The sequence below is a fragment of the Flavobacterium tructae genome (assembly GCF_001853485.1).
In the GTDB taxonomy this organism is placed as follows: Bacteria; Bacteroidota; Bacteroidia; order Flavobacteriales; family Flavobacteriaceae; genus Flavobacterium; species Flavobacterium tructae.
The window spans coordinates 199,146-218,803 of record NZ_MIKE01000025.1 but is presented as its reverse complement, the minus strand read 5'-3'; the positions used below and the strand labels follow the sequence as shown (position 1 = coordinate 218,803).

The following is a 19,658-nucleotide window of genomic DNA, read 5'->3' as shown; positions in this document are numbered from 1 at the left end:
AAAGGATAAAGATTCTCTAAATCTATTGTAATTGTAATGTTGTTGTTTATTTTAAAAATTTAAAAAGAACTAAAGATCAGTCTTTGTTCTATAATCTAACTTCTTTATTCTAAAAAAATGGCTGAGTTCATAAAAATATATTCGGACAAACCCAGTGAAGCTGCAATAGCCAAAGTGGTAAAAGTACTCCAGAGCGGTGGTTTGGTGATTTACCCAACTGATACGGTTTATGGTTTAGGTTGTGATATTACCAATTCGCGTGCTTTAGAGAAAATTGCAAAAATAAAAGGCGTCAAATTAGAGAAAGCAAATTTCTCGTTCATTTGTCACGATTTAAGTAATTTATCGGACTATGTGCGCCAGATTGATACATCAACGTTTAAAATTCTTAAAAGAGCATTACCGGGACCATATACTTTTATTCTGCCTGGAAACAATAATCTTCCTAAAGAGTTCAAAAAGAAAACAACGGTAGGTATTCGTGTGCCAGATAATAATATTATTCTTGAAATTGTTCGTCAGCTGGGAAATCCGGTGGTATCAACCTCTATTCGTGATGAAGATGACGTAATTGAGTACACCACAGATCCTGAACTGATCTTTGAAAAATGGCAAAATTTGGTCGATTTGGTTATTGATGGCGGATACGGTGATAACGTAGGTTCTACAATTATTGATTTATCAGAACATGAACCGGTAGTGGTGAGAGAAGGAAAAGGTGATCTTGATATTTTGTAAGATAAAAAGTGATAATTTTATAGGATTATATAAAAAGGTTTGATTAATTAGCTAAAAATTAATCAAACCTTTATTATTTTATGAAAACCCCCTTTTTATTTTTTTTCTTATTTGTTTCAATCAGTATAATTTCACAAAATACCCTTAGAGGCAGGATTACAGGAAAAGACAACATCCCTTTAGAAGGTGTGAATGTTTATTTTGACGGAACTACAATTTCAACTATTTCAGACTCAAATGGAAATTACGCCTTGCAATATGAGCCTAATTCTAATGGAATCTTAGTTATAAGTTTTGTAGGATATGAAAGAGAGTACCTTACAAGTATCGATGCAAGCAAGTCCTTAGATATAAAAATGAAAATTTCAAAAAATGAACTTAGAGAAGTTGTGATAAACAAGAACGATTTATTTACGCGTAAGCAAAAGTTAAAATTGTTTAAGGAATACTTTTTAGGTACAACAAAAAATGCAAAATCCACTATAATAAAAAATGAAGACGATATTCATTTTAAATACGATAAAAAGAAGTTGCTTTTAATAGCTTCATCGGATAAACCTTTGTCAATTGTAAATACTTCATTGGGATATAGAATTGATTATGAATTAGTAGGTTTTGAAATTACTTTTAATAAAATAAGTATCGATTCTAAAGATGTAGTAAATAATTTTTATCAAGGGGTAAGTCGATTTATCGAGATTGAACATTCTTCAGAAATACTAGGACGAAGAGAGAAAGCTTTTGAAGGATCACAACTGCAGTTTTTTAGGAATTTTGCAAGCAATAACTGGGGTTCAGATAAATTTTTATTAACAAATGATTCTAATAGTTTAGATTCCACTAAACGTTTTAAAATTACTAATGAAAATGATTCTGTAAAAGTTGAAGTTTTACGCCAGCCAAAAGGAGAAAGTAAAAATGAAGAGAATCTGCAAAATATTGTAGCTTCATACAATCTCATATACAACAATACCGAAACATCCAAAATAGTTTTTCAGACAAATTCGTTCTATATTTATAAATATGGAAACAACTCAAATATTGACAGTATCCTTTTCTTAGGGAAAATTACAGAAAAGAAAGTTGCGGATATGCTACCGTTAAATTATGGTATAGAATCGTTATAAAACAAAAAAAAAAGCCCTTTGAAAGGCTATTTGTAAAAAAAAACTTAAATGATATAATTATCTAAAATAATTGACTAACTTTAGATTTGTTAAAATTTAGTTAGTTAATTTAAAAATAATGCTATTCTTGATTTATATTTAATTGGTTATTAAAAAATTAAGAATACATAAAAGCAGGTCAATTGACCTGCTTTTTCTGTTTAATAAAGTATGTAAAAACGAGATTATTTCGCTTGTTTCTTCATTTCTTTTTCAATCATATCGTAGAATTGATCGATTTTTGGCATAACTACAATACGAGTTCTTCTGTTACGGGCTTTATTCTCAGCACTATCATTAGCAACTAATGGTACATAAGAACTTCTACCGGCAGCGATTAATTTAGCAGGGTTTACACCAAGTTCATTGCTTAATACACGAACGATTGAAGTAGAACGTTTAACACTTAAATCCCAGTTGTCTAAGATAATTCCATTGCTTTTGTAAGGAACGTCATCTGTGTGACCTTCAACCATACACTCAAAATCAGGTTTGTCGTTTACTACTTTTGCAACTTTAGCCAAAACAGATTTTGCTTTGTCGCTTACGTCATAACTTCCACTTTTGAATAATAATTTATCAGCGATAGAAATAAATACAACTCCTTTTTCTACGTTGATTTCGATATCCGGATCATTGATTCCAACAGCTCCTTTTAAGCTTGTAACTAAAGCTAAAGTTACACTGTCTTTCTTAGTTAATGCATCCTGAAGTCTAGATATTTTTAAATCTTTTTCTTTTAAACTTTCTAAAGATTTCTCAAGATTTTCAGCTCCTTTAGTAGTTAAAACAGTTAAGTCTTTAGAAGTACTGATTAAATCCTGATTGTGTTGCTTATAGCTTTCAGCAGTTGCTGCTAATCCTGCTTTTTCTTCCAAACAAGTATTTAATTTAACTGTGCAAGAGTTTAATAAATCTTGTATCTCTTTGTTCTTAGCTTCTAAAGCAGCATATTGCTTCTTCGATACACACGAAGTTAAGGCCATTAGTACTGATAGTGCGATAACTATTTTTCTCATAGGTATTATATTTAATTAAACGTTGATTACAAATTTAGTTCTTAATATTTTGATTAATGTTAAAGATTTCTTTAAATACCTGTAATTTCTTCAGGTAATACAAGTAAACGATACTTTTAACCATATAGTATTCCTGTATCTGGAAATCTTTACGCTTTTTAAGGTACTTTAAAGATATGCAATAAAAAGAGAAATGAGCTTTCAGGATAGCATAAGTATGGCCAAATTTTCCCTGAGTAAGGAAACGAATACCCGCTATTCCGTCCAGAACCATTCGGAAGAAAATCACGAAGAATAGTCTCTTTTTAGGTAAATTCTTAACAAGCATTAATAATGAATTTCTAAAATTCAAGAAAGTTTTTCTTGGATTTCCTTGCTGTAAAGTTGCACCTCCAACATGATAAACAGTGGAACCGGAGACATACTTAATCACGTGTCCTTCATTTGCAGCACGCCAGCACAAATCAATTTCTTCCTGATGAGCAAAAAAGGTCTCGTCAAAACCTCCGAGTTCGTGGTAAACTTCACTTCTGATGAAGAAACAAGCTCCGGAAGCCCAAAACAATTCGCAATTATCATCATACTGCCCATTATCTTTCTCTATCGTATCAAAAATGCGACCACGACAAAATGGGAATCCATACTTATCAATGAAACCACCGGCCGCACCTGCATATTCAAAGTATTCCTTATTTTTATAGTCCAGAATTTTTGGCTGAATGATTGCGGTTAGTTTTTCATTTTCAAAAGTTTCAAGGATAGGATTAAGCCAGTTCTCAGCAACTTCAATATCTGAATTTACTAAAGCATAAATCTCAGCATCAATATGTTGCAAAGCATCATTGTAACCTTTAGCAAAGCCATGATTGCCATTGTTTTGAACTATTTTTATGGAAGGGAAATTATTTTTAACAAAGTCTATAGAATGATCCGTTGAAGCATTGTCAGCAACATAAATTTGAGCACCCTCAGAAAATCGGATAACAGAAGGTAAAAATTGCTCTAACAATTTTACGCCATTCCAGTTTAAAATTACAACAGCTATTTTATCCAAAAGTAATTCTTATTTATTTTAATATTATTCTATTCTTTATAATCGGGTAAGCTTCTTAAAAACTGATATTTTTCATTCTCAAAATCCATCTGACAGTAAAAATGATTCAGTCCGTTTGTGACATTCAAAAACCGTGCCTGCATTGTCATGTTATAACGGGCAATCTGATCAAAAGTTGCCTGAGAGATTTTAACTTCGGGCGCTTTGCATTCTACCAATATATGTATAGAGCCATCAGAATTGAAGACTACCACATCATACCTCTTTCTTAAACCATTGACAGTAAGAACTTTTTCAACATTTATAAGTGATTTAGGGTACTTTTTCTCAATCATTAAAAACTGAACTACATGTTGGCGAACCCATTCTTCCGGAGTAAGAATGATAAATTTTTTCCTGATTTCATCAAAAATAGACACTTTATTTTCGCTATTTTTGAATCGGAAAGTATAGGTTGGGAAATTAAGTTTAAGCATAAAGCAAAAATATAAAATAGTTTCAGGTTTCAGGTTAAAGTTTCAGGTTATTGAAACGTTAACCTGAAACTTTAAACTTGAAACAAAATTTTTAATGGACGAAGTTGTAAAAATTGTTAATGACATAAAAGCCGGAAATATAAAACCGATCTATTTTTTAATGGGCGAAGAGCCGTATTATATTGATAAATTATCGGAGTATATTGAACAGAATGTGCTCGCTGAGGAAGAAAAGGGATTCAATCAGACCGTTTTATACGGAAGAGATGTATCGGTTGAAGATATTGTAGCAACGGCCAAGCGCTATCCTATGATGGCTGATCGTCAAGTTGTTATTGTCAAAGAAGCACAGGATTTATCGAGAACAATTGATAAAATAGAGTCTTATGTGGGTAATCCGATGGAAACAACCGTGTTGGTTTTTTGTTACAAATACAAAACGCTGGACAAACGAAAAAAAGTAACCAAATTACTGGCTCAGAAAGGAATTGTATATGAAAGTAAGAAATTATACGAAAATCAGGTTGGTGACTGGATCAAACGTGTGCTTGCCGGAAAGAAATATACAATTGACCCAAAAGCCAATGCAATGCTGGTAGAATTTTTGGGTACCGATTTGAGTAAGATTAATAATGAATTAGAAAAATTACAAATCATTCTGCCACAGGGAACCGTTATTACGCCCCAGCATATCGAAGAAAATATCGGTTTCAGCAAAGATTATAATGTTTTTGAATTGCGAAAAGCGATAGGCGAACGAAACCAGTTGAAGGCCTATAAGATTGCGGAGAATTTCGCCCACAATCCTAAAGAATATCCACTAGTAATGACGACGGGATTAGTATTCGGTTTCTTTGTTCAACTTTTAAAATACCATGGACTTAAAGATAAAAATCCTAAAAATGTTGCAGCAGCCATTGGGGTCAATCCCTATTTTTTAAAAGAGTATGATTTAGCAATAAAAAACTATCCGATGCGAAAAGTGAGCCAGATTGTAGGCGCACTGCGTGATGTTGACATTAAAAGCAAAGGAGTAGGAGCCAATGCATTACCACAATCCGATTTATTAAAAGAAATGTTATATAAGATATTCAATTAAGTGATTTAGTATTAACTTGTTATAAATACTTTCATGTGTAATTAATGTATCAATATGCCCTAATTTAATCACTTTAAATTTTGATTTTTAAAATCGCTACTGACAAGGAATATTTAGTTTTTCATTTACTAAATACATAAAATTAATATGGCTACAGGAATAATTTGTCATAATAGTAGTATATAATGTATTAAAATTTTGGTAAAAACAATCTAAATTTACTATATTACCTGAATAATTTATATAAAAAATTTCGGTGGCCCCATCTACTTTAAATTTACGCATTTCAAGAATAAGGACTATTCTTGCGCTATTTGTTTGTCTTTTAATTGGTTTTAAGAGTCATTCGCAGTCTCAGATTTTCTCAAAAACAAACTCAGACATTATTCTGTCAAAGATTGATAGTATAAAAAAGTTAATCCAAACAGAGAATGTTGAAAATCATCTTTTAGGACTTAAAATCTTAAATAAAACAAAAGCTTATCTGAAAACAAAAAAAGACACGGCAAATCTTTTGTTCTTTCACAGAGAGAGTATTAAACTGATTTCCTATTTGCGAAGTTTTGGAACCCCAAATGCTTATCTTCTTGAAAATTTTCAAATCTTAAAGAAATACAATAACAAGCGTGAGTTAGCCCTACTGCATGAATCTCTTGGTGATCTGAGATATTATGAAGGCAGTAAGGCATTGTCGCATGAGTATGATTTGAAAGCGCAAAGATTAATAAAAAAATATGGCAACTATGAGGATAATATAAATATAAACTACAACCTCTCCGTTTATTATAAAACCTCTAAAGATTATAAGAAATCTATTGATTTTGCGATGACTTCGCTTGAAAACATTAAGAAAAGCAATACATTCGAGAAGAACAATTTCAAGATACCAAATTTATATCTCTTCATTTCTGAAGATTATTACCATTTAAAAGAAAATGACAGCGTATACAAATATCTGACACTTGCAGAAGAAACGAAAACGAATACTAAAGACGGAAGGTTTCCTTATGGAGCTAAGCTGAATGAATTAAAAGCAATGTATTATTACAATATAGGAGACCTGGAAACTGCGGCAAAGTTGTACCAAATTTCAGTGTCTGAATATGTTAAACTCAATCAGTATAAAATGAGGCTTGTTCAAAAATCAAACAAGCTAAATAATACTTTAAAAATAAAAAATATTGAGAATAAAGGGAAAATTAATGAAGCGAGACTTGAAAGCGTAAGTGAATCTTATAAAAATTATTTGCTGATTTTTGCATTGTTGATTGTTCTGATATTGACAGTTCTGTTTATAATTCAATTTAGAGCATCTAAATATAAAATGAAGGTCAATTTAATTCTACAGAAGAAAAACTTAGAGTTAAAAAAAATAAACAGAGAGTTGAATGAGGCATCAAAAATAAAAGATACTTTTCTTGATGTGGTAACGCATGAATTGAAAACTCCTTTAAATACAATTAAAGGAACAGCATATTTGCTTAAAAGTGAAAAATCGGAACTTCTAAAGGAAGATTATATTAAAAATTTAAATTTTTCTTCAGATTATCTTCTGGGCTTTATCAATAATATGGTAGATTTTAAAAATTTAAAACGTCATGATACTGTTAGCTTAGAATACAAAGACATTAACCTGGAAATAATATTAAACTCCATCATTGAAATGTTTAGAATCAATAATCTGAACCAGAATAGAATCGTACTTGATTTTGATGATAAAATTTCACATATGTTAAAGTGTGACGAAATAAGATTTACTCAGGTAATTATGGAGTTGATGACGAATGCTGCGAAATTTACTAAAAATGGCGAAATAACTTTAAAAGCAAAATTAATTGATTCTGCTAATGGTAAAGAAAGCATTAAATTTGAAGTTTCTGACACGGGAATTGGAATTTCAGAAGATGTACAAAGCAAAATATTTGAACCATTCATACAGGAATCGACTGAGATCAATAGTAATTACGGCGGAAGTGGTCTGGGGTTGTCCATTATAAAAAGAACGTTAGAACTTTTTGGAAGCCAGATAAAAGTTAAATCTAAAAAAGGCGATGGAACTACTTTTTCGTTTGTAATTGATTTTGAAATTTCTAAAGAAAACCATCATGAAATTGTTTTTAATAATGTTGAAAGACAAATTGAACAACTTACAGATATCGAGATTTTATTAGTTGAGGATAATAAAATGAATCAGCTGATCGCTAAGAAAATTTTAATCAATAAAGGTTTTAAATGTGATGTCGCTAATAATGGACTTGAAGCAGTTGAGAAAGTTAAAGCTAAAAATTATGCAATAATATTGATGGATATTATGATGCCCGTTATGGACGGTTTTGAGGCATCGGCAATTATTAGTAATTTAAAACCTGAAATACCAATCGTAGCTTTAACGGCCATTTGCGAAAACATAGGTAACGATGATTTTCAAAGGGCTAAAATTTTAGAAAAACTTGATAAGCCGGTTGATCCAGATATTTTGTATGAAACAATTTTAAAATATGTTGTACAAAAAACACTTTAAGATCTATGGAAATTCACGATATTTGCATCTCTAAAAAATTACTACTTTTAAAATACTAATAAAGCAATTATGGGAATGAATAAAAATACCATCCTGGGATGGGCTACTTTTATAATGGTACTTATGGGTTTGTTACTTATAGGTCTTGGCGCTTTTAGATACAGAGACGTTTCTGGCTGGGGATTTGCTGCAACCGGAGTTGGTTTTATTGCAAACGCCTGGGTTTTTAACGCTTTGAAAGGAAGAGTTTAAAATATATCTAAGTAGATTTCTCTAAAGAATCACAAAAAAAATAAACATAAAAATAAATCAAATGTCAGACGATAAGAAAGTAATTTTCTCAATGCAAAAATTGAGTAAAACCTATCAGGGAGCAGACAAGCCAGTTCTTAAAAATATTTATTTGAGTTTCTTCTATGGAGCAAAAATTGGTATTTTGGGACTTAATGGTTCCGGAAAATCTTCACTTTTAAAAATTATTGCAGGAGTTGATAAAAACTACCAGGGTGATGTTGTTTTTCAACCGGGTTATACTGTTGGTTACTTAGAGCAAGAACCAATACTTGATGATTCTAAAACAGTTATCGAAATTGTTCGTGAAGGTGCAGCTGAAACCATGGCAGTTTTAGAAGAGTACAATCAGATTAATGATTTGTTCGGTCTTCCTGAAAACTATGAAGATCAGGATAAAATGGACAAGTTGATGGATCGTCAGGCAGCTTTGCAAGACAAAATTGATGCTCTTGGTGCCTGGGAAATTGATACAAAACTTGAAATTGCAATGGATGCCTTACGTACACCGGAAGGAGATACACCAATTAAAAACCTTTCAGGAGGGGAGCGCCGTCGTGTAGCACTATGTCGTTTGTTACTGCAACAGCCTGATGTATTGCTTTTGGATGAGCCTACCAACCATCTTGATGCTGAGAGTGTTCTTTGGTTAGAGCAACATTTGGCACAATACTCCGGAACTGTAATTGCCGTAACGCACGATAGATATTTCTTAGACAATGTTGCGGGTTGGATTTTAGAGTTAGACAGAGGTGAAGGTATTCCATGGAAAGGAAATTATTCTTCATGGTTGGATCAAAAATCAAACCGTATGGCTCAGGAAGAAAAAGTAGCTTCTAAAAGAAGAAAAACTTTAGAGCGCGAGTTGGAGTGGGTTCGTCAGGGAGCAAAAGGTCGTCAAACGAAACAAAAAGCCCGTTTACAGAACTACGACAAATTATTGAATGAAGATCAAAAACAACTGGATGAGAATCTGGAAATCTATATCCCGAACGGTCCGCGTTTAGGAACCAATGTGATTGAAGCCAAAAATGTAGCAAAAGCTTTTGGGGATAAATTATTGTACGATAATTTGAACTTTACTTTACCACAGGCGGGAATTGTTGGAATTATTGGGCCAAACGGTGCCGGTAAGTCGACTATTTTCAAAATGATTATGGGAGAACAACAAACTGATAGTGGAGAATTTTCAGTTGGTGAAACTGTAAAAATTGCTTACGTTGACCAGTCACACTCTAACATTGATCCAAACAAATCAATTTGGGAAAATTTCGCTGACGGTCAGGAATTGGTAATGATGGGAGGTAAGCAGGTAAACTCAAGAGCTTATTTATCACGTTTCAATTTTGGAGGTGGTGAGCAAAACAAAAAAGTATCAATGTTGTCCGGTGGAGAGCGTAACCGTTTGCACTTAGCAATGACTTTGAAAGAAGAAGGAAACGTACTTTTACTGGATGAGCCTACGAATGACCTTGACGTAAATACACTTCGTGCACTTGAGGAAGGTTTAGAAAACTTCGCTGGTTGTGCTGTAATTATTTCTCACGACAGATGGTTCTTAGATAGAATCTGTACACACATTCTTGCTTTTGAGGGAGACTCTGAAGTTTATTTCTTTGAAGGAAGTTTCTCTGATTATGAAGAAAACAAAAAGAAACGTCTTGGTGGTGATTTAACTCCAAAACGTCTGAAATACAGAAAATTGATTAGATAGTAAAATCTAAACTTTCAATAAAAAAATCCCAAATTCCAGTTATTGTGAATTTGGGATTTTTTATTATTACATATAACATTTCTTCGATCTTTGTCGATTTGCAAATGTGATATCTCGTTGCTCGAAATGACAAATATTGCGCAATGATAATATTGCGTCAAATTGGTATTTGGAATTTAAAAATTGAAATTTTCTAAAGAAACTTAGCTTTCAATTCCGCTGTCGGAATCATGCAGCTTTCTTTTTTACCATACCAATTGTATCTATTTTTGGCGACATAATCATAAATACGGTCGCTGATAAAAATGGGAACAATTCTGAAAATTTCTGATAATCTCCAAAGACCACCAAATTCTTTTGCAATAGCTATTACTGCAGATGATTTGTAAAAGTACGCAGAGTCAGGATTGAATAATAGAATACTGTCCATTTTTGCATAACTAATCCCCAAATGTTTACAAATCGAAATTCCTAATTCTGATTGCAAAGCCACAAATCTAAAAATGTCTTTTTTATCATGCTTGATTATAAATTGCACGGCAGAGTTGCAGAGATTGCAGATGCCATCGAAGAGAACTATTTTTTTATTTGCGGGTAAATCAATCATTTTTTAAACAGATGGTATTTTGATAGAATAATATAATTATTTCTATTATCTATTACTTTTTTAGTTTTAATAGTTTTTGAAGATCAAAAACAGCTTTAATAAAATAATTTTACAGCAATTTTAAAACATAACGACCTTCTTATTCGTTTTTAAAGAATTAGCGCTTTAAATCGCTTTATTTTGAATTTCACCAAGAAAAACGTAAGTTTTATTATTTTTTAACCGCTTCAACCAACTCCAACTCATCTAAACTGACTTTCGAAGTGAAAATGCCGTAATTTACTGTTGCTTTATTTTTTTCGATAGCATCAATACTTCCAACAGATCTTCCGTCGAGCATTCTTACACGATCACCAACTTTTAGAATTGGTTTTGGTTTTTCAACTACAGGTTTAAGTTTCTTTTCTTTTTTCTCTTTTCGAATTTCCTCTACCTTAACTGTGATTTCAGCAATTACTTCTTTTTTCTTTTCAATTATTGCTTTCGTTTCTTTTGGAGTCGCCTTTTTACGTTTTGAATTTTCAATCTCAACTATTTTCAAAAATTCACCAATAAGTTCCTTTTTGTTTTTGTTGTTAAAGTATTTCTCTGAAATATCTTCAATTTTCTGACCGATATAAATCGTTTTCTGATTGCTATCGTATAATTCCTGATAACTTTCCAGTTTTTGCTTGATCTTAACGTTGATGTTTTCCATCTTTTTGCTTTCTTCACGAGCCCTGGTTTCTTCCTCTTTTAGATTAAGAGAAGTTTTTTCAAGCTTGGAGCGCTCTTTCTGAAGGGTAGCAATTGTTTTATCAAAACGAACTTTACCTACTTCAATTTTCTTTTTAGCACGATTAATCAATCCAAAAGGAATTCCGTTTTTTAGAGCTACTTCAAAAGTAAATGAACTTCCGGCCTGACCTAAAGCCAGTTTGTACATAGGTTCTAAAGTTTTTTCATCAAACATCATGTTGGCATTGGTTGCATATGGCAATTCATTAGCCAAAATCTTTAGATTGGAATAATGAGTCGTTATAATTCCGAAAGCTTCACGATGATAAAATTCTTCCAGGAATATTTCTGCCAAAGCACCTCCTAATTCCGGATCAGACCCTGTACCAAATTCATCAATTAGAAACATAGTCTTCTTGTTGCATTTTTTCAGGAAGTAGTTCATGTTCTTTAATCGGTAACTATATGTACTCAAGTGATTTTCAATAGATTGATTATCTCCAATATCTGTTAAAATCCTGTCAAACAAGAATGTTTCGCTTCGTTCATGAACCGGAATAAGCATCCCGGATTGCAGCATTAATTGTAACAAACCTACTGTTTTTAGTGAAATTGTTTTTCCACCCGCATTAGGTCCCGAAATCACGATAATACGATTATCTTGCTTTAGTTCAATGGTTTGTGGATGAGTAACTTCGTTTTTCTGTTTGTTGTTCAGGTATAAAATCGGATGATACGCTTCTCTGAAAAACAACCTTCTTTCTTCTGTAATAGTAGGCAGGATTCCGTTGATTCGATTCGCATACTTTGCCTTTCCGGCAACAACGTCAATATCACTCAAAAAATCCTGATATTCAATTAATAAAGGCAAGTACGGACGAATTGCATTGGATAATTGCTTCAAAATTCGGGTAATTTCTTCCTTCTCTTCGTATTCTAAATTGGCTAATTCTCTGGAATATTTTAATGTAGCTTCAGGTTCGATATAAGCAATACTTCCGGTTTTCGAACTTCCTAAAATAGAGCCCTTAACTTTTCGTCGATACATGGCTAAAACCGCCAAAACTCTTCGGTTTTGCACAAAACTTTCTTTTATATCATCAAGATAACCTAAACTATTGTACTGTGTAAGAGCGACTCCGAAACTTTGGTTTACTTTACCACGAATCAGGTTCATACCCTGACGAATGCTTAATAAAGCCGGTGAAGCATTGTCTTTTATTTCACCATATTTGTCCACAATAGCATCAATAGTGGTCACAATATCTTTTGTGTATTCAACACGTGAAGCTCTAGCATTTAGATTTGGATAATAATCATCAAACTTTTTAAGGAAATTTAGTAAAAAGTTTGAAGTAGAAGAGAGTGTAGCAATTTTTCTAAAGCTTCCCACTTCAAGAAAACTATCTTCAATTGCCAGGAACTTTATCTCGTGAGTTATGGCGTCAAACCCGTGATTGGGAATGGCGTTATTATTTTGAAAAGAGGAAACATATTCTGATGTTTGCATTAAAGCCTGCATCAAAGTTTCCTGATCTCTAAAAGGTGTTATTTGTAAAGCTTTTTCTTTTCCTATATCAGTATTACAGCCTGCTGAGATGGTTTCGAGTACTGTAGGAAATTGTAAATCTTGTAATGTTTTTTCGGTTATAGATATCATTATATATCGTAAGTTGTAAAGGTTCAAAGTTACAAAGTTTTGAAACGAAATAGTACTATTAATTAGTACTTTGAAAAAAACTTTGCTTAATTTGTGATAAAATTTAAAAAATGAAAATCAATCTTTCTCCTGATTGGGAAACGGTATTAAAAGATGAAAATCAAAAAACTTATTTTTCTGAGCTCATGAAAACTTTAGAAATTGAGTATCAAACACATACATGTTATCCACCTGAAGAATTGATTTTCTCTGCTTTTAATACCTGTACTTTTCAAAACTTAAAAGTTGTCATCATAGGACAAGATCCTTATCATGGAGAAGGAGAGGCGAATGGATTGAGTTTTTCTGTAAATGATTCCGTTAAAATTCCGCCTTCACTGCGAAATATTTACAGGGAACTAAATGACGATCTCGATTCAATCTTTATGCCAACATCAGGTAATCTTGAAAAGTGGGCAAAACAAGGTGTTTTACTTTTAAATGCCTCCTTGACAGTTCGCAAAGACAGTCCAAATAGTCATAAACATTTGAAGTGGAATTTGTTTACAGACGCCGTAATTCAAGCCATTTCGGATCAAAAAGAGAATGTTGTATTCCTGTTATGGGGAAGCTTTGCTCACAAAAAAGGCGCTAAAATTGATCGTTCTAAACATTGTGTTTTAGAATCCGGACATCCTTCGCCTATGAGTGCTAATCAGGGAAAATGGTTCGGAAACAAACATTTTAGCAAAACCAATGATTTTTTGAAATCCAAAGCAATCAAAGAAATCGACTGGCTGTAGAAACGAAGAGCTAGTTAAAATCAGCTTTTATAACAAAAACTGATTGTTGCTAATTATTAAAATGACACACTTACTCTTTTGTGTCTTTTTTAATAATCTCTTCCAGAATAGCTTTGTTCTCGTAGTTGACTACTTTTAAAATTATCTCTTGATTTTTAGCTGTTTTTCCTTCGATTATATAAAGTTTTCCTTTGTTTACAGGAACATTGCTTTTGTCAAAATCAACATCACCAAATGTCAGTGTGCTTTTAATATCTGCGGTGTCAACCCATTTTTCATTTAAAGTCTGAATTGCTTTTTCGGAATACTGAAAAGGCTTAGTGCGTAAATTATTTAAAACTCTGGCGTTTGGAAAGTAATTGCAACGTGTGTCTTTTCCACTGAACACAAGGGCTACAAAAAAGCATCCCATAACCAAACCAACCAAATAATATGCAAAACGATGTACGAACTTCATGAAATATAATTTTTGCAAAGGTACATTAAAGTTCCTTTAAAATACAAGTAAATTAATATCGTTGTCCGGTAAATCAAACCATTCTCCAATTGCTTTACTGGTCAGGATTCCGTGATACATGTAAATTCCGTTTTTTAATCCTTTATTGCATCGTATAGCACTTTCCAGACCACCGTCTTCTGCAATTTGAAGCAAATAAGGAGTAAGGATATTACTTATGGATAATGAAGCTGTCTTAGAATATCTGGAAGGGATATTAGGTACACAATAGTGCAGCACATTGCTTTTTATAAAGGTCGGTTTTTCGTGAGTGGTAACCTCCGAAGTTTCAAAACAACCTCCGGTATCAATACTCACATCTACAATTACAGCACCTTTTTTCATGTGTTCAACCATTGTTTCCGTAACAATAATAGGGCAACGCTCTTTACCACGCATGGCGCCAATCGCCACGTCACAACGTCTTAAAGCCTTTAGCAGCGCTTTTTGCTGTACCGTTGAAGTAAAAATACGTTGGTTAAGGCTGTTTTGCAAACGGCGTAATTTGGTAATTGAATTATCAAAAACTTTCACATTTGCACCCAGTCCTATGGCAGTTTTTGCAGCAAACTCACCCACGGTTCCGGCACCCAGAATAACAACATCAGTAGGAGGGACTCCGGTAATATTACCAAACAAAAGACCTTTTCCAAACTCGTCCGTAATCATTAATTCGGCAGCAATAAGAATAGAAGCTGTTCCTGCAATTTCACTTAGTGATTTTACGGCAGGATACGAGCCATCTTCGTCTTTTATGTATTCAAAAGCCAGTGCCGTTATTTTTTTCTGTGCTAAAGCTTCAAAGTATGCTTTCTTCTTAGTTTTTAATTGAATGGCCGAAATTATGATGGTTTCGGGATTAATCATTTCAATTTCGGCTGTTGTAGGAGGTTCTACTTTAAGAAGCATTGGGCAACCAAAGACTTTCTTTGTGTCATTTGTTACTTCAGCTCCTGCATCAGAGTATTCTTTATCAGTGTAACTGGAACTTTCTCCGGCTCCTGATTCAATCATTACTCTATGTCCCTCATATGTCAACGCACTAACAGCATCCGGAGTCAGACAAATACGACGTTCCTGATAACTTGTTTCTTTAGGAATTCCTATAAAAAGCTCACTTTTGAATCGGCCAATTTCAAGTTTTTCTTCTTGTGGCAACAATTGCTGTTTCGTAAATGGAGTTAAGGTAATTGACATGGGTTGTGCAAAAAATTAAGAGTACAAATTACGTAAAAAGTTTTAAAATCAATGTAAAAATTCTGCTAATAGTTGTTTAAGAATTACAACAGAATTTTCTCCATTTTTATGTCCGCTCTTTCGTAAGTGACGTCACCTAAAGGAACTTCAGTAAAACCAAATTTCTGGTACAAATGAAGCGCAGGAAGTAATATGCGATTGGAATACAAAAACAGCTTTTTAATATTGTTTTCTTTTGCAACAGCCATGCAATGTGTTAACAGTTTGTTTCCAACTCCAAGACCTTGTGCCTGATCTGAAACAGCCATTTTGCTCAATTCAAAGGTAGTGTTATCAACTTTCATTAAGGAAACAGTTCCAATAATTTCACCGTTATATCTGGCGTAGAAGATTAGTCCGCCTTTATCTATAATTTCTTCTTGTGGGTTAGAAAGTACCAATTCGTCTTTTTCTTCTACTTTAAAATACTTTTTAAGCCATTCCAGATTTAGAATCTTAATGTGTTCTTTTAAATCAGTTGAAAAAGAGATTATTTCTACAGTATTTTGGGCATTCATCTTTATATTCTTAGTGTCTTTATGTAGACCTTTCGACTTCTGTTGAAAGTTTTAGGATAATTTTAATTCTCTTTTTCCATCTGCCAGCAGTTCAATTGTGATGGTTGAAGTTTCTTCCGGGAGTAAGCTTGCAATTTTCTCAGACCATTCAATAAAACACCAATTTCCGGAATACAAGTAATCGTCAACTCCCATGTCTAGTGCTTCAGTTTCTTTGTTTAATCTATAAAAATCAAAATGATAAACAATTTGATTGTCAGAAGTATAATATTCATTAACTAAAGAGAAGGTTGGACTACTGGTTGCGTCTTGAACCCCCAGGTTTTTACACAATTGTTTGATTAAGGTAGTTTTTCCAACACCCATTTCCCCATTGAAAAGAATGATTTTTTTTGGATTTGCTGCTAAAATTTGCGTTGCTACTTCTTTAATTTGATCTAATGAAAAAACGATGTTCATTTCTTGTTTGTTTTAATTAGTCTCAGTTTTCAGTCTCAGCTATAAACTGAGACTGAAAACCGTGACTGAGAACTTTTTCTATTTCGGATTAAATACCAAAAACGGAATAATCATTTCTTCTAAGGAAATCCCTCCGTGCTGGTAAGTGTTTTTATAATAACTCACATAGTGGTTGTAGTTGTTTACATAAGCCAAAAAATAATCATTTTTAGCAAAAATAAACGAACTACTCATGTTAATCGCTGGCAAACCAATTGTTTTAGGCTCTTTAACGACATATACATCTTTTTGTTCGTAGGTTAAACTACGACCGGTTTTGTAGCGCAAATTTAAACTTGTATTTTTATCTCCAACCACTTTCGACGGATTTTTTACATTAATAGTACCGTGATCTGTTGTCAAAATCAATTTAAAACCTAAAAGTTGTGCCTGCTGAATAATTTCGAGCAGAGGAGAGTTTTTAAACCAGCTTAAAGTGAGTGAACGATAGGCTTTATCATCTGAAGCCAGTTCTTTTACCACTTCCATTTCAGTTTTGGCGTGCGACAGCATGTCAACAAAATTATAAACTACGGTTACAAGGTCGTTTCCTTTTAAAGCTTTGAAGTTTTCTGCCAGTTTTTTCCCTCCGGCGTAATTCGTAATTTTGAAATAATCCTCTTTAATGTTTAAACCTAAACGTTTTAATTGCGCCGATAGAAATTCGGCTTCAAAAAGGTTTTTTCCACCATCTTCAACATCATTTTTCCAATATTGCGGAAATTGTTTTTCCATCTCTATCGGTAATAAACCTGAAAAGATTGAATTACGGGCGTATTGGGTGGCGGTTGGAAGAATGGAGAAATACGGAACCTCTTTTTCCAGTTTATAATAATTGGAAACTACGGTTTCAAAAGATTTCCATTGATCATAACGCAGGTTGTCAATTACCACAAATAGAATAGGTTTGTCCTTCTTTTTAATTTCCGGAACTACTAATTCTTTGAATAAATTGTGCGATTGAACAGGCTTGTCTGCCTTCGGAGCAAACCAGTCTTCATAATTTCTCTCGATATATTTTCCGAATTGCGAATTGGCTTCTACTTTCTGAGATTCAAGAATTTCTATCATCGCCTGATCGTTGATGTTCTCGAGTTCTAATTCCCAGAAAATTAACTTTTTATAAAGTTCAATCCAATCTTCAAAAGAATTAACCATAGCCAACTCCATAGATATTTTTCTAAACTCCTTTTGATAATCTAATGTCGTTTTTTCAGAGATTAGCCTCGAATGATCCAGATTTTTCTTCAGACTTAACAAAATCTGATTCGGATTTACCGGTTTTATGAGATAATCGGCAATTTTGGAGCCAATAGCTTCTTCCATGATATACTCTTCCTCACTTTTGGTAATCATAATCATTGGAATAGCTGATTTTTTCTCTTTCATTTCCGAAAGTGTTTCCAGACCACTCATTCCGGGCATATTTTCATCTAAAAAAACAATATCAAAATTGTCTTCTTCAAATAATGCAATCGCATCTAAACCATTGTTAGAGGTCGTTACAGTGTAGTTTTTTTTCTCCAGAAATAATATATGTGGCTTTAAAAGATCGATTTCATCATCGACCCAAAGTATTTTTATCTTGTCCATAAACGATTTAATTTTTAATGCAATTTAGAAGTATAGAACTTAAAAAGTATTAAATATAGTATAAAATTCAGAATTAAGAATGGTTAATTTTTCTGAAAATCTACTTAATGTAATGTTATTATATTGATTTTCAAAGGGAACATTTGTTGATTTTTAAGTAAAAAACGCAAAGTTGTTTATGGTTAATTACTTATATTTGTTCACCTAAAAATAACCAAATAGTGACTCATATCAATAAGTTAAAAATATTCAATGATCCCATTTACGGGTTTATCACCATACCGAACGAACTTATTTACGATTTAATTCAGCACCCGTATTTTCAGCGTTTACGCCGTATTTCGCAAATGGGTTTGTCGTATTTGGTTTATCCCGGTGCCAATCATACGCGTTTTCATCATGCTTTAGGCTGCATGCATTTAATGCAAAAATCAGTAGATACACTTCGTTTTAAAGGAGTTGCAATTTCGGCTGAAGAAGAGAATGCATTGTATATTGCCATTTTACTGCACGATATTGGTCACGGGCCTTTTTCGCATGCCATGGAAAAAAGTATTGTAGAAGATGTGCATCATGAAGCCATTTCGCTGCTGTTTATGAACAAACTCAATGAAGAGTTTGAGGGAAAACTGAGTCTGGCTATTCAGGTTTTCAAAGGCGATTATCACCGAAAATTTATGTTGCAGCTCATCTCAAGTCAGCTCGACATGGACCGAATGGATTATTTAAAAAGAGACAGTTTTTATACCGGTGTAGCTGAAGGAAATGTAAATTCTGAACGTTTGATTCAGATGATGAATGTAGTTGACGGTGTTTTGGTAATTGAGGAAAAAGGAATTTATTCTGTCGAAAAGTTCCTGCTTTCAAGAAGATTAATGTACTGGCAGGCTTATTTACATAAAACGAGTCTCGTGGCCGAACTGATTTTGATGAAGGTATTAAAAAGAGCTAAAGAACTTACTCTAAAAGGTACAGTTTTGCCCTGCAGTGAGCCGCTTTTGTATTTTATGAAGAACAGAGTCACTCTGAAGGATTTTGATGCTGAAAAATTAGATTTATTCTCCCAATTGGATGATTTTGATATTATTAGTGCTTTAAAAGCCTGGCAAAAACACAATGATTTTATACTTTCAACTTTAAGTAAAATGCTTATTAATAGAGATTTACTTAAAATCAAGCTTACCGCAGAAAAAATACCTGCCGAAGAATTACAATCGCTGAAGGAAGAATTTGCTAACGAACATCATATTACACAATTAGAAGCCGGATATTTTATTTTTGGCGGAAAAATTAAAAACCAGGCTTATAGCAAAGAAGCTGAGCCCATACGAATTTTCAAAAAAGACAAAACAATTGAAGATGTTGTAGAAGCGTCTGATCAATTGAATTTGAGGTCGTTATCTAAATTGGTGACAAAATATTACATCTGTTTCCCAAAACAACTTATCTAAAATTAACATTTAAAATCTATTT

The 19,658-nt window shown here is 33.0% G+C and carries 18 protein-coding genes; 8 read left to right on the top strand and 10 right to left on the bottom strand.

Annotation, left to right across the window (positions count from 1 at the left end; genetic code table 11):
• Positions 1–117 precede the first annotated feature (117 nt).
• Together BHE19_RS17020 and BHE19_RS17015 are read left to right on the top strand one after the other, a co-directional pair.
• Positions 118–738 carry an L-threonylcarbamoyladenylate synthase gene (locus BHE19_RS17020; protein ID WP_017497532.1) on the top strand — a complete coding sequence of 207 codons (621 nt, stop codon included), beginning with the start codon at positions 118–120 and terminating at the stop codon, positions 736–738.
• 80 nt (positions 739–818) lie between these two features.
• Entirely contained in the window at positions 819–1,865 is a 1,047-nt protein-coding gene (locus tag BHE19_RS17015; RefSeq protein WP_070908106.1) for a carboxypeptidase-like regulatory domain-containing protein, read from the top strand.
• Between the two features lie 224 nt (positions 1,866–2,089).
• Here the strand turns inward: BHE19_RS17015 and BHE19_RS17010 are convergent, their stop codons facing one another.
• Genes BHE19_RS17010 through BHE19_RS17000 form a run of 3 tightly spaced genes read right to left on the bottom strand, consistent with a single transcriptional unit; the run spans position 2,090 to position 4,453 of the window.
• Positions 2,090–2,923, bottom strand: a complete 834-nt coding sequence (locus tag BHE19_RS17010; protein WP_017497531.1) for an OmpA/MotB family protein — start codon at positions 2,921–2,923, stop codon at positions 2,090–2,092.
• Between the two features lie 34 nt (positions 2,924–2,957).
• Complete coding sequence (locus tag BHE19_RS17005; protein WP_070908105.1) at positions 2,958–3,977, bottom strand: glycosyltransferase family 2 protein; 1,020 nt, start codon at positions 3,975–3,977, stop codon at positions 2,958–2,960.
• Between the two features lie 29 nt (positions 3,978–4,006).
• Entirely contained in the window at positions 4,007–4,453 is a 447-nt protein-coding gene (locus tag BHE19_RS17000) for a type I restriction enzyme HsdR N-terminal domain-containing protein (protein WP_070908104.1), read from the bottom strand.
• A gap of 94 nt (positions 4,454–4,547) precedes the next feature.
• On the opposite strand from BHE19_RS17000, the gene holA reads away from it, so the two are divergent.
• The 4 genes from holA to ettA all read left to right on the top strand — a co-directional run bounded on the left by holA (position 4,548) and on the right by ettA (position 10,078).
• Entirely contained in the window at positions 4,548–5,552 is a 1,005-nt protein-coding gene (holA, locus tag BHE19_RS16995) for a DNA polymerase III subunit delta (protein WP_070908103.1), read from the top strand.
• A 553-nt stretch (positions 5,553–6,105) separates the two neighbouring features.
• On the top strand, positions 6,106–8,073 hold the full coding sequence (locus BHE19_RS16990; RefSeq protein WP_123923435.1) for a hybrid sensor histidine kinase/response regulator: 1,968 nt from the start codon (positions 6,106–6,108) through the stop codon (positions 8,071–8,073).
• Between the two features lie 69 nt (positions 8,074–8,142).
• Positions 8,143–8,325: a CAL67264 family membrane protein gene (locus BHE19_RS16985; RefSeq protein WP_017497526.1), complete on the top strand. Its 183-nt coding sequence runs from the start codon at positions 8,143–8,145 to the stop codon at positions 8,323–8,325.
• Between the two features lie 61 nt (positions 8,326–8,386).
• Positions 8,387–10,078 (top strand): energy-dependent translational throttle protein EttA, encoded by a 1,692-nt coding sequence (ettA, locus tag BHE19_RS16980; protein WP_026110094.1) that lies wholly within the window; start codon positions 8,387–8,389, stop codon positions 10,076–10,078.
• A gap of 193 nt (positions 10,079–10,271) precedes the next feature.
• On the opposite strand, the gene BHE19_RS16975 is transcribed toward ettA, so the two are convergent.
• Both BHE19_RS16975 and BHE19_RS16970 read right to left on the bottom strand, forming a co-directional pair.
• Positions 10,272–10,685: a thiol-disulfide oxidoreductase DCC family protein gene (locus BHE19_RS16975; protein ID WP_070908101.1), complete on the bottom strand. Its 414-nt coding sequence runs from the start codon at positions 10,683–10,685 to the stop codon at positions 10,272–10,274.
• Positions 10,686–10,896: 211 nt separating this feature from the next.
• Entirely contained in the window at positions 10,897–13,062 is a 2,166-nt protein-coding gene (locus tag BHE19_RS16970; RefSeq protein WP_070908100.1) for an endonuclease MutS2, read from the bottom strand.
• 110 nt (positions 13,063–13,172) lie between these two features.
• Here BHE19_RS16970 and BHE19_RS16965 point away from each other — a divergent pair, with 110 nt between their 5' ends.
• Positions 13,173–13,844, top strand: a complete 672-nt coding sequence (locus BHE19_RS16965) for a uracil-DNA glycosylase (RefSeq protein WP_070908099.1) — start codon at positions 13,173–13,175, stop codon at positions 13,842–13,844.
• 70 nt (positions 13,845–13,914) lie between these two features.
• Here BHE19_RS16965 and BHE19_RS16960 read toward each other — a convergent pair whose 3' ends face one another.
• From BHE19_RS16960 to porX, 5 genes are all read right to left on the bottom strand, one after another.
• Positions 13,915–14,301 (bottom strand): DUF4258 domain-containing protein, encoded by a 387-nt coding sequence (locus tag BHE19_RS16960; RefSeq protein WP_017497521.1) that lies wholly within the window; start codon positions 14,299–14,301, stop codon positions 13,915–13,917.
• A 36-nt stretch (positions 14,302–14,337) separates the two neighbouring features.
• A complete protein-coding gene (locus BHE19_RS16955; RefSeq protein WP_017497520.1) occupies positions 14,338–15,537 on the bottom strand; it encodes an alanine dehydrogenase in 1,200 nt (399 codons plus the stop codon).
• Between the two features lie 83 nt (positions 15,538–15,620).
• A complete protein-coding gene (locus BHE19_RS16950) occupies positions 15,621–16,094 on the bottom strand; it encodes a GNAT family N-acetyltransferase (protein WP_070908098.1) in 474 nt (157 codons plus the stop codon).
• 51 nt (positions 16,095–16,145) lie between these two features.
• Positions 16,146–16,553, bottom strand: a complete 408-nt coding sequence (gene tsaE, locus BHE19_RS16945; protein WP_017497518.1) for a tRNA (adenosine(37)-N6)-threonylcarbamoyltransferase complex ATPase subunit type 1 TsaE — start codon at positions 16,551–16,553, stop codon at positions 16,146–16,148.
• Positions 16,554–16,631: 78 nt separating this feature from the next.
• Entirely contained in the window at positions 16,632–18,185 is a 1,554-nt protein-coding gene (gene porX / locus BHE19_RS16940) for a T9SS response regulator signal transducer PorX (RefSeq protein WP_070908097.1), read from the bottom strand.
• 221 nt (positions 18,186–18,406) lie between these two features.
• Here porX and BHE19_RS16935 point away from each other — a divergent pair, with 221 nt between their 5' ends.
• A complete protein-coding gene (locus tag BHE19_RS16935; RefSeq protein WP_070908096.1) occupies positions 18,407–19,636 on the top strand; it encodes an HD domain-containing protein in 1,230 nt (409 codons plus the stop codon).
• Positions 19,637–19,658 lie beyond the last annotated feature (22 nt).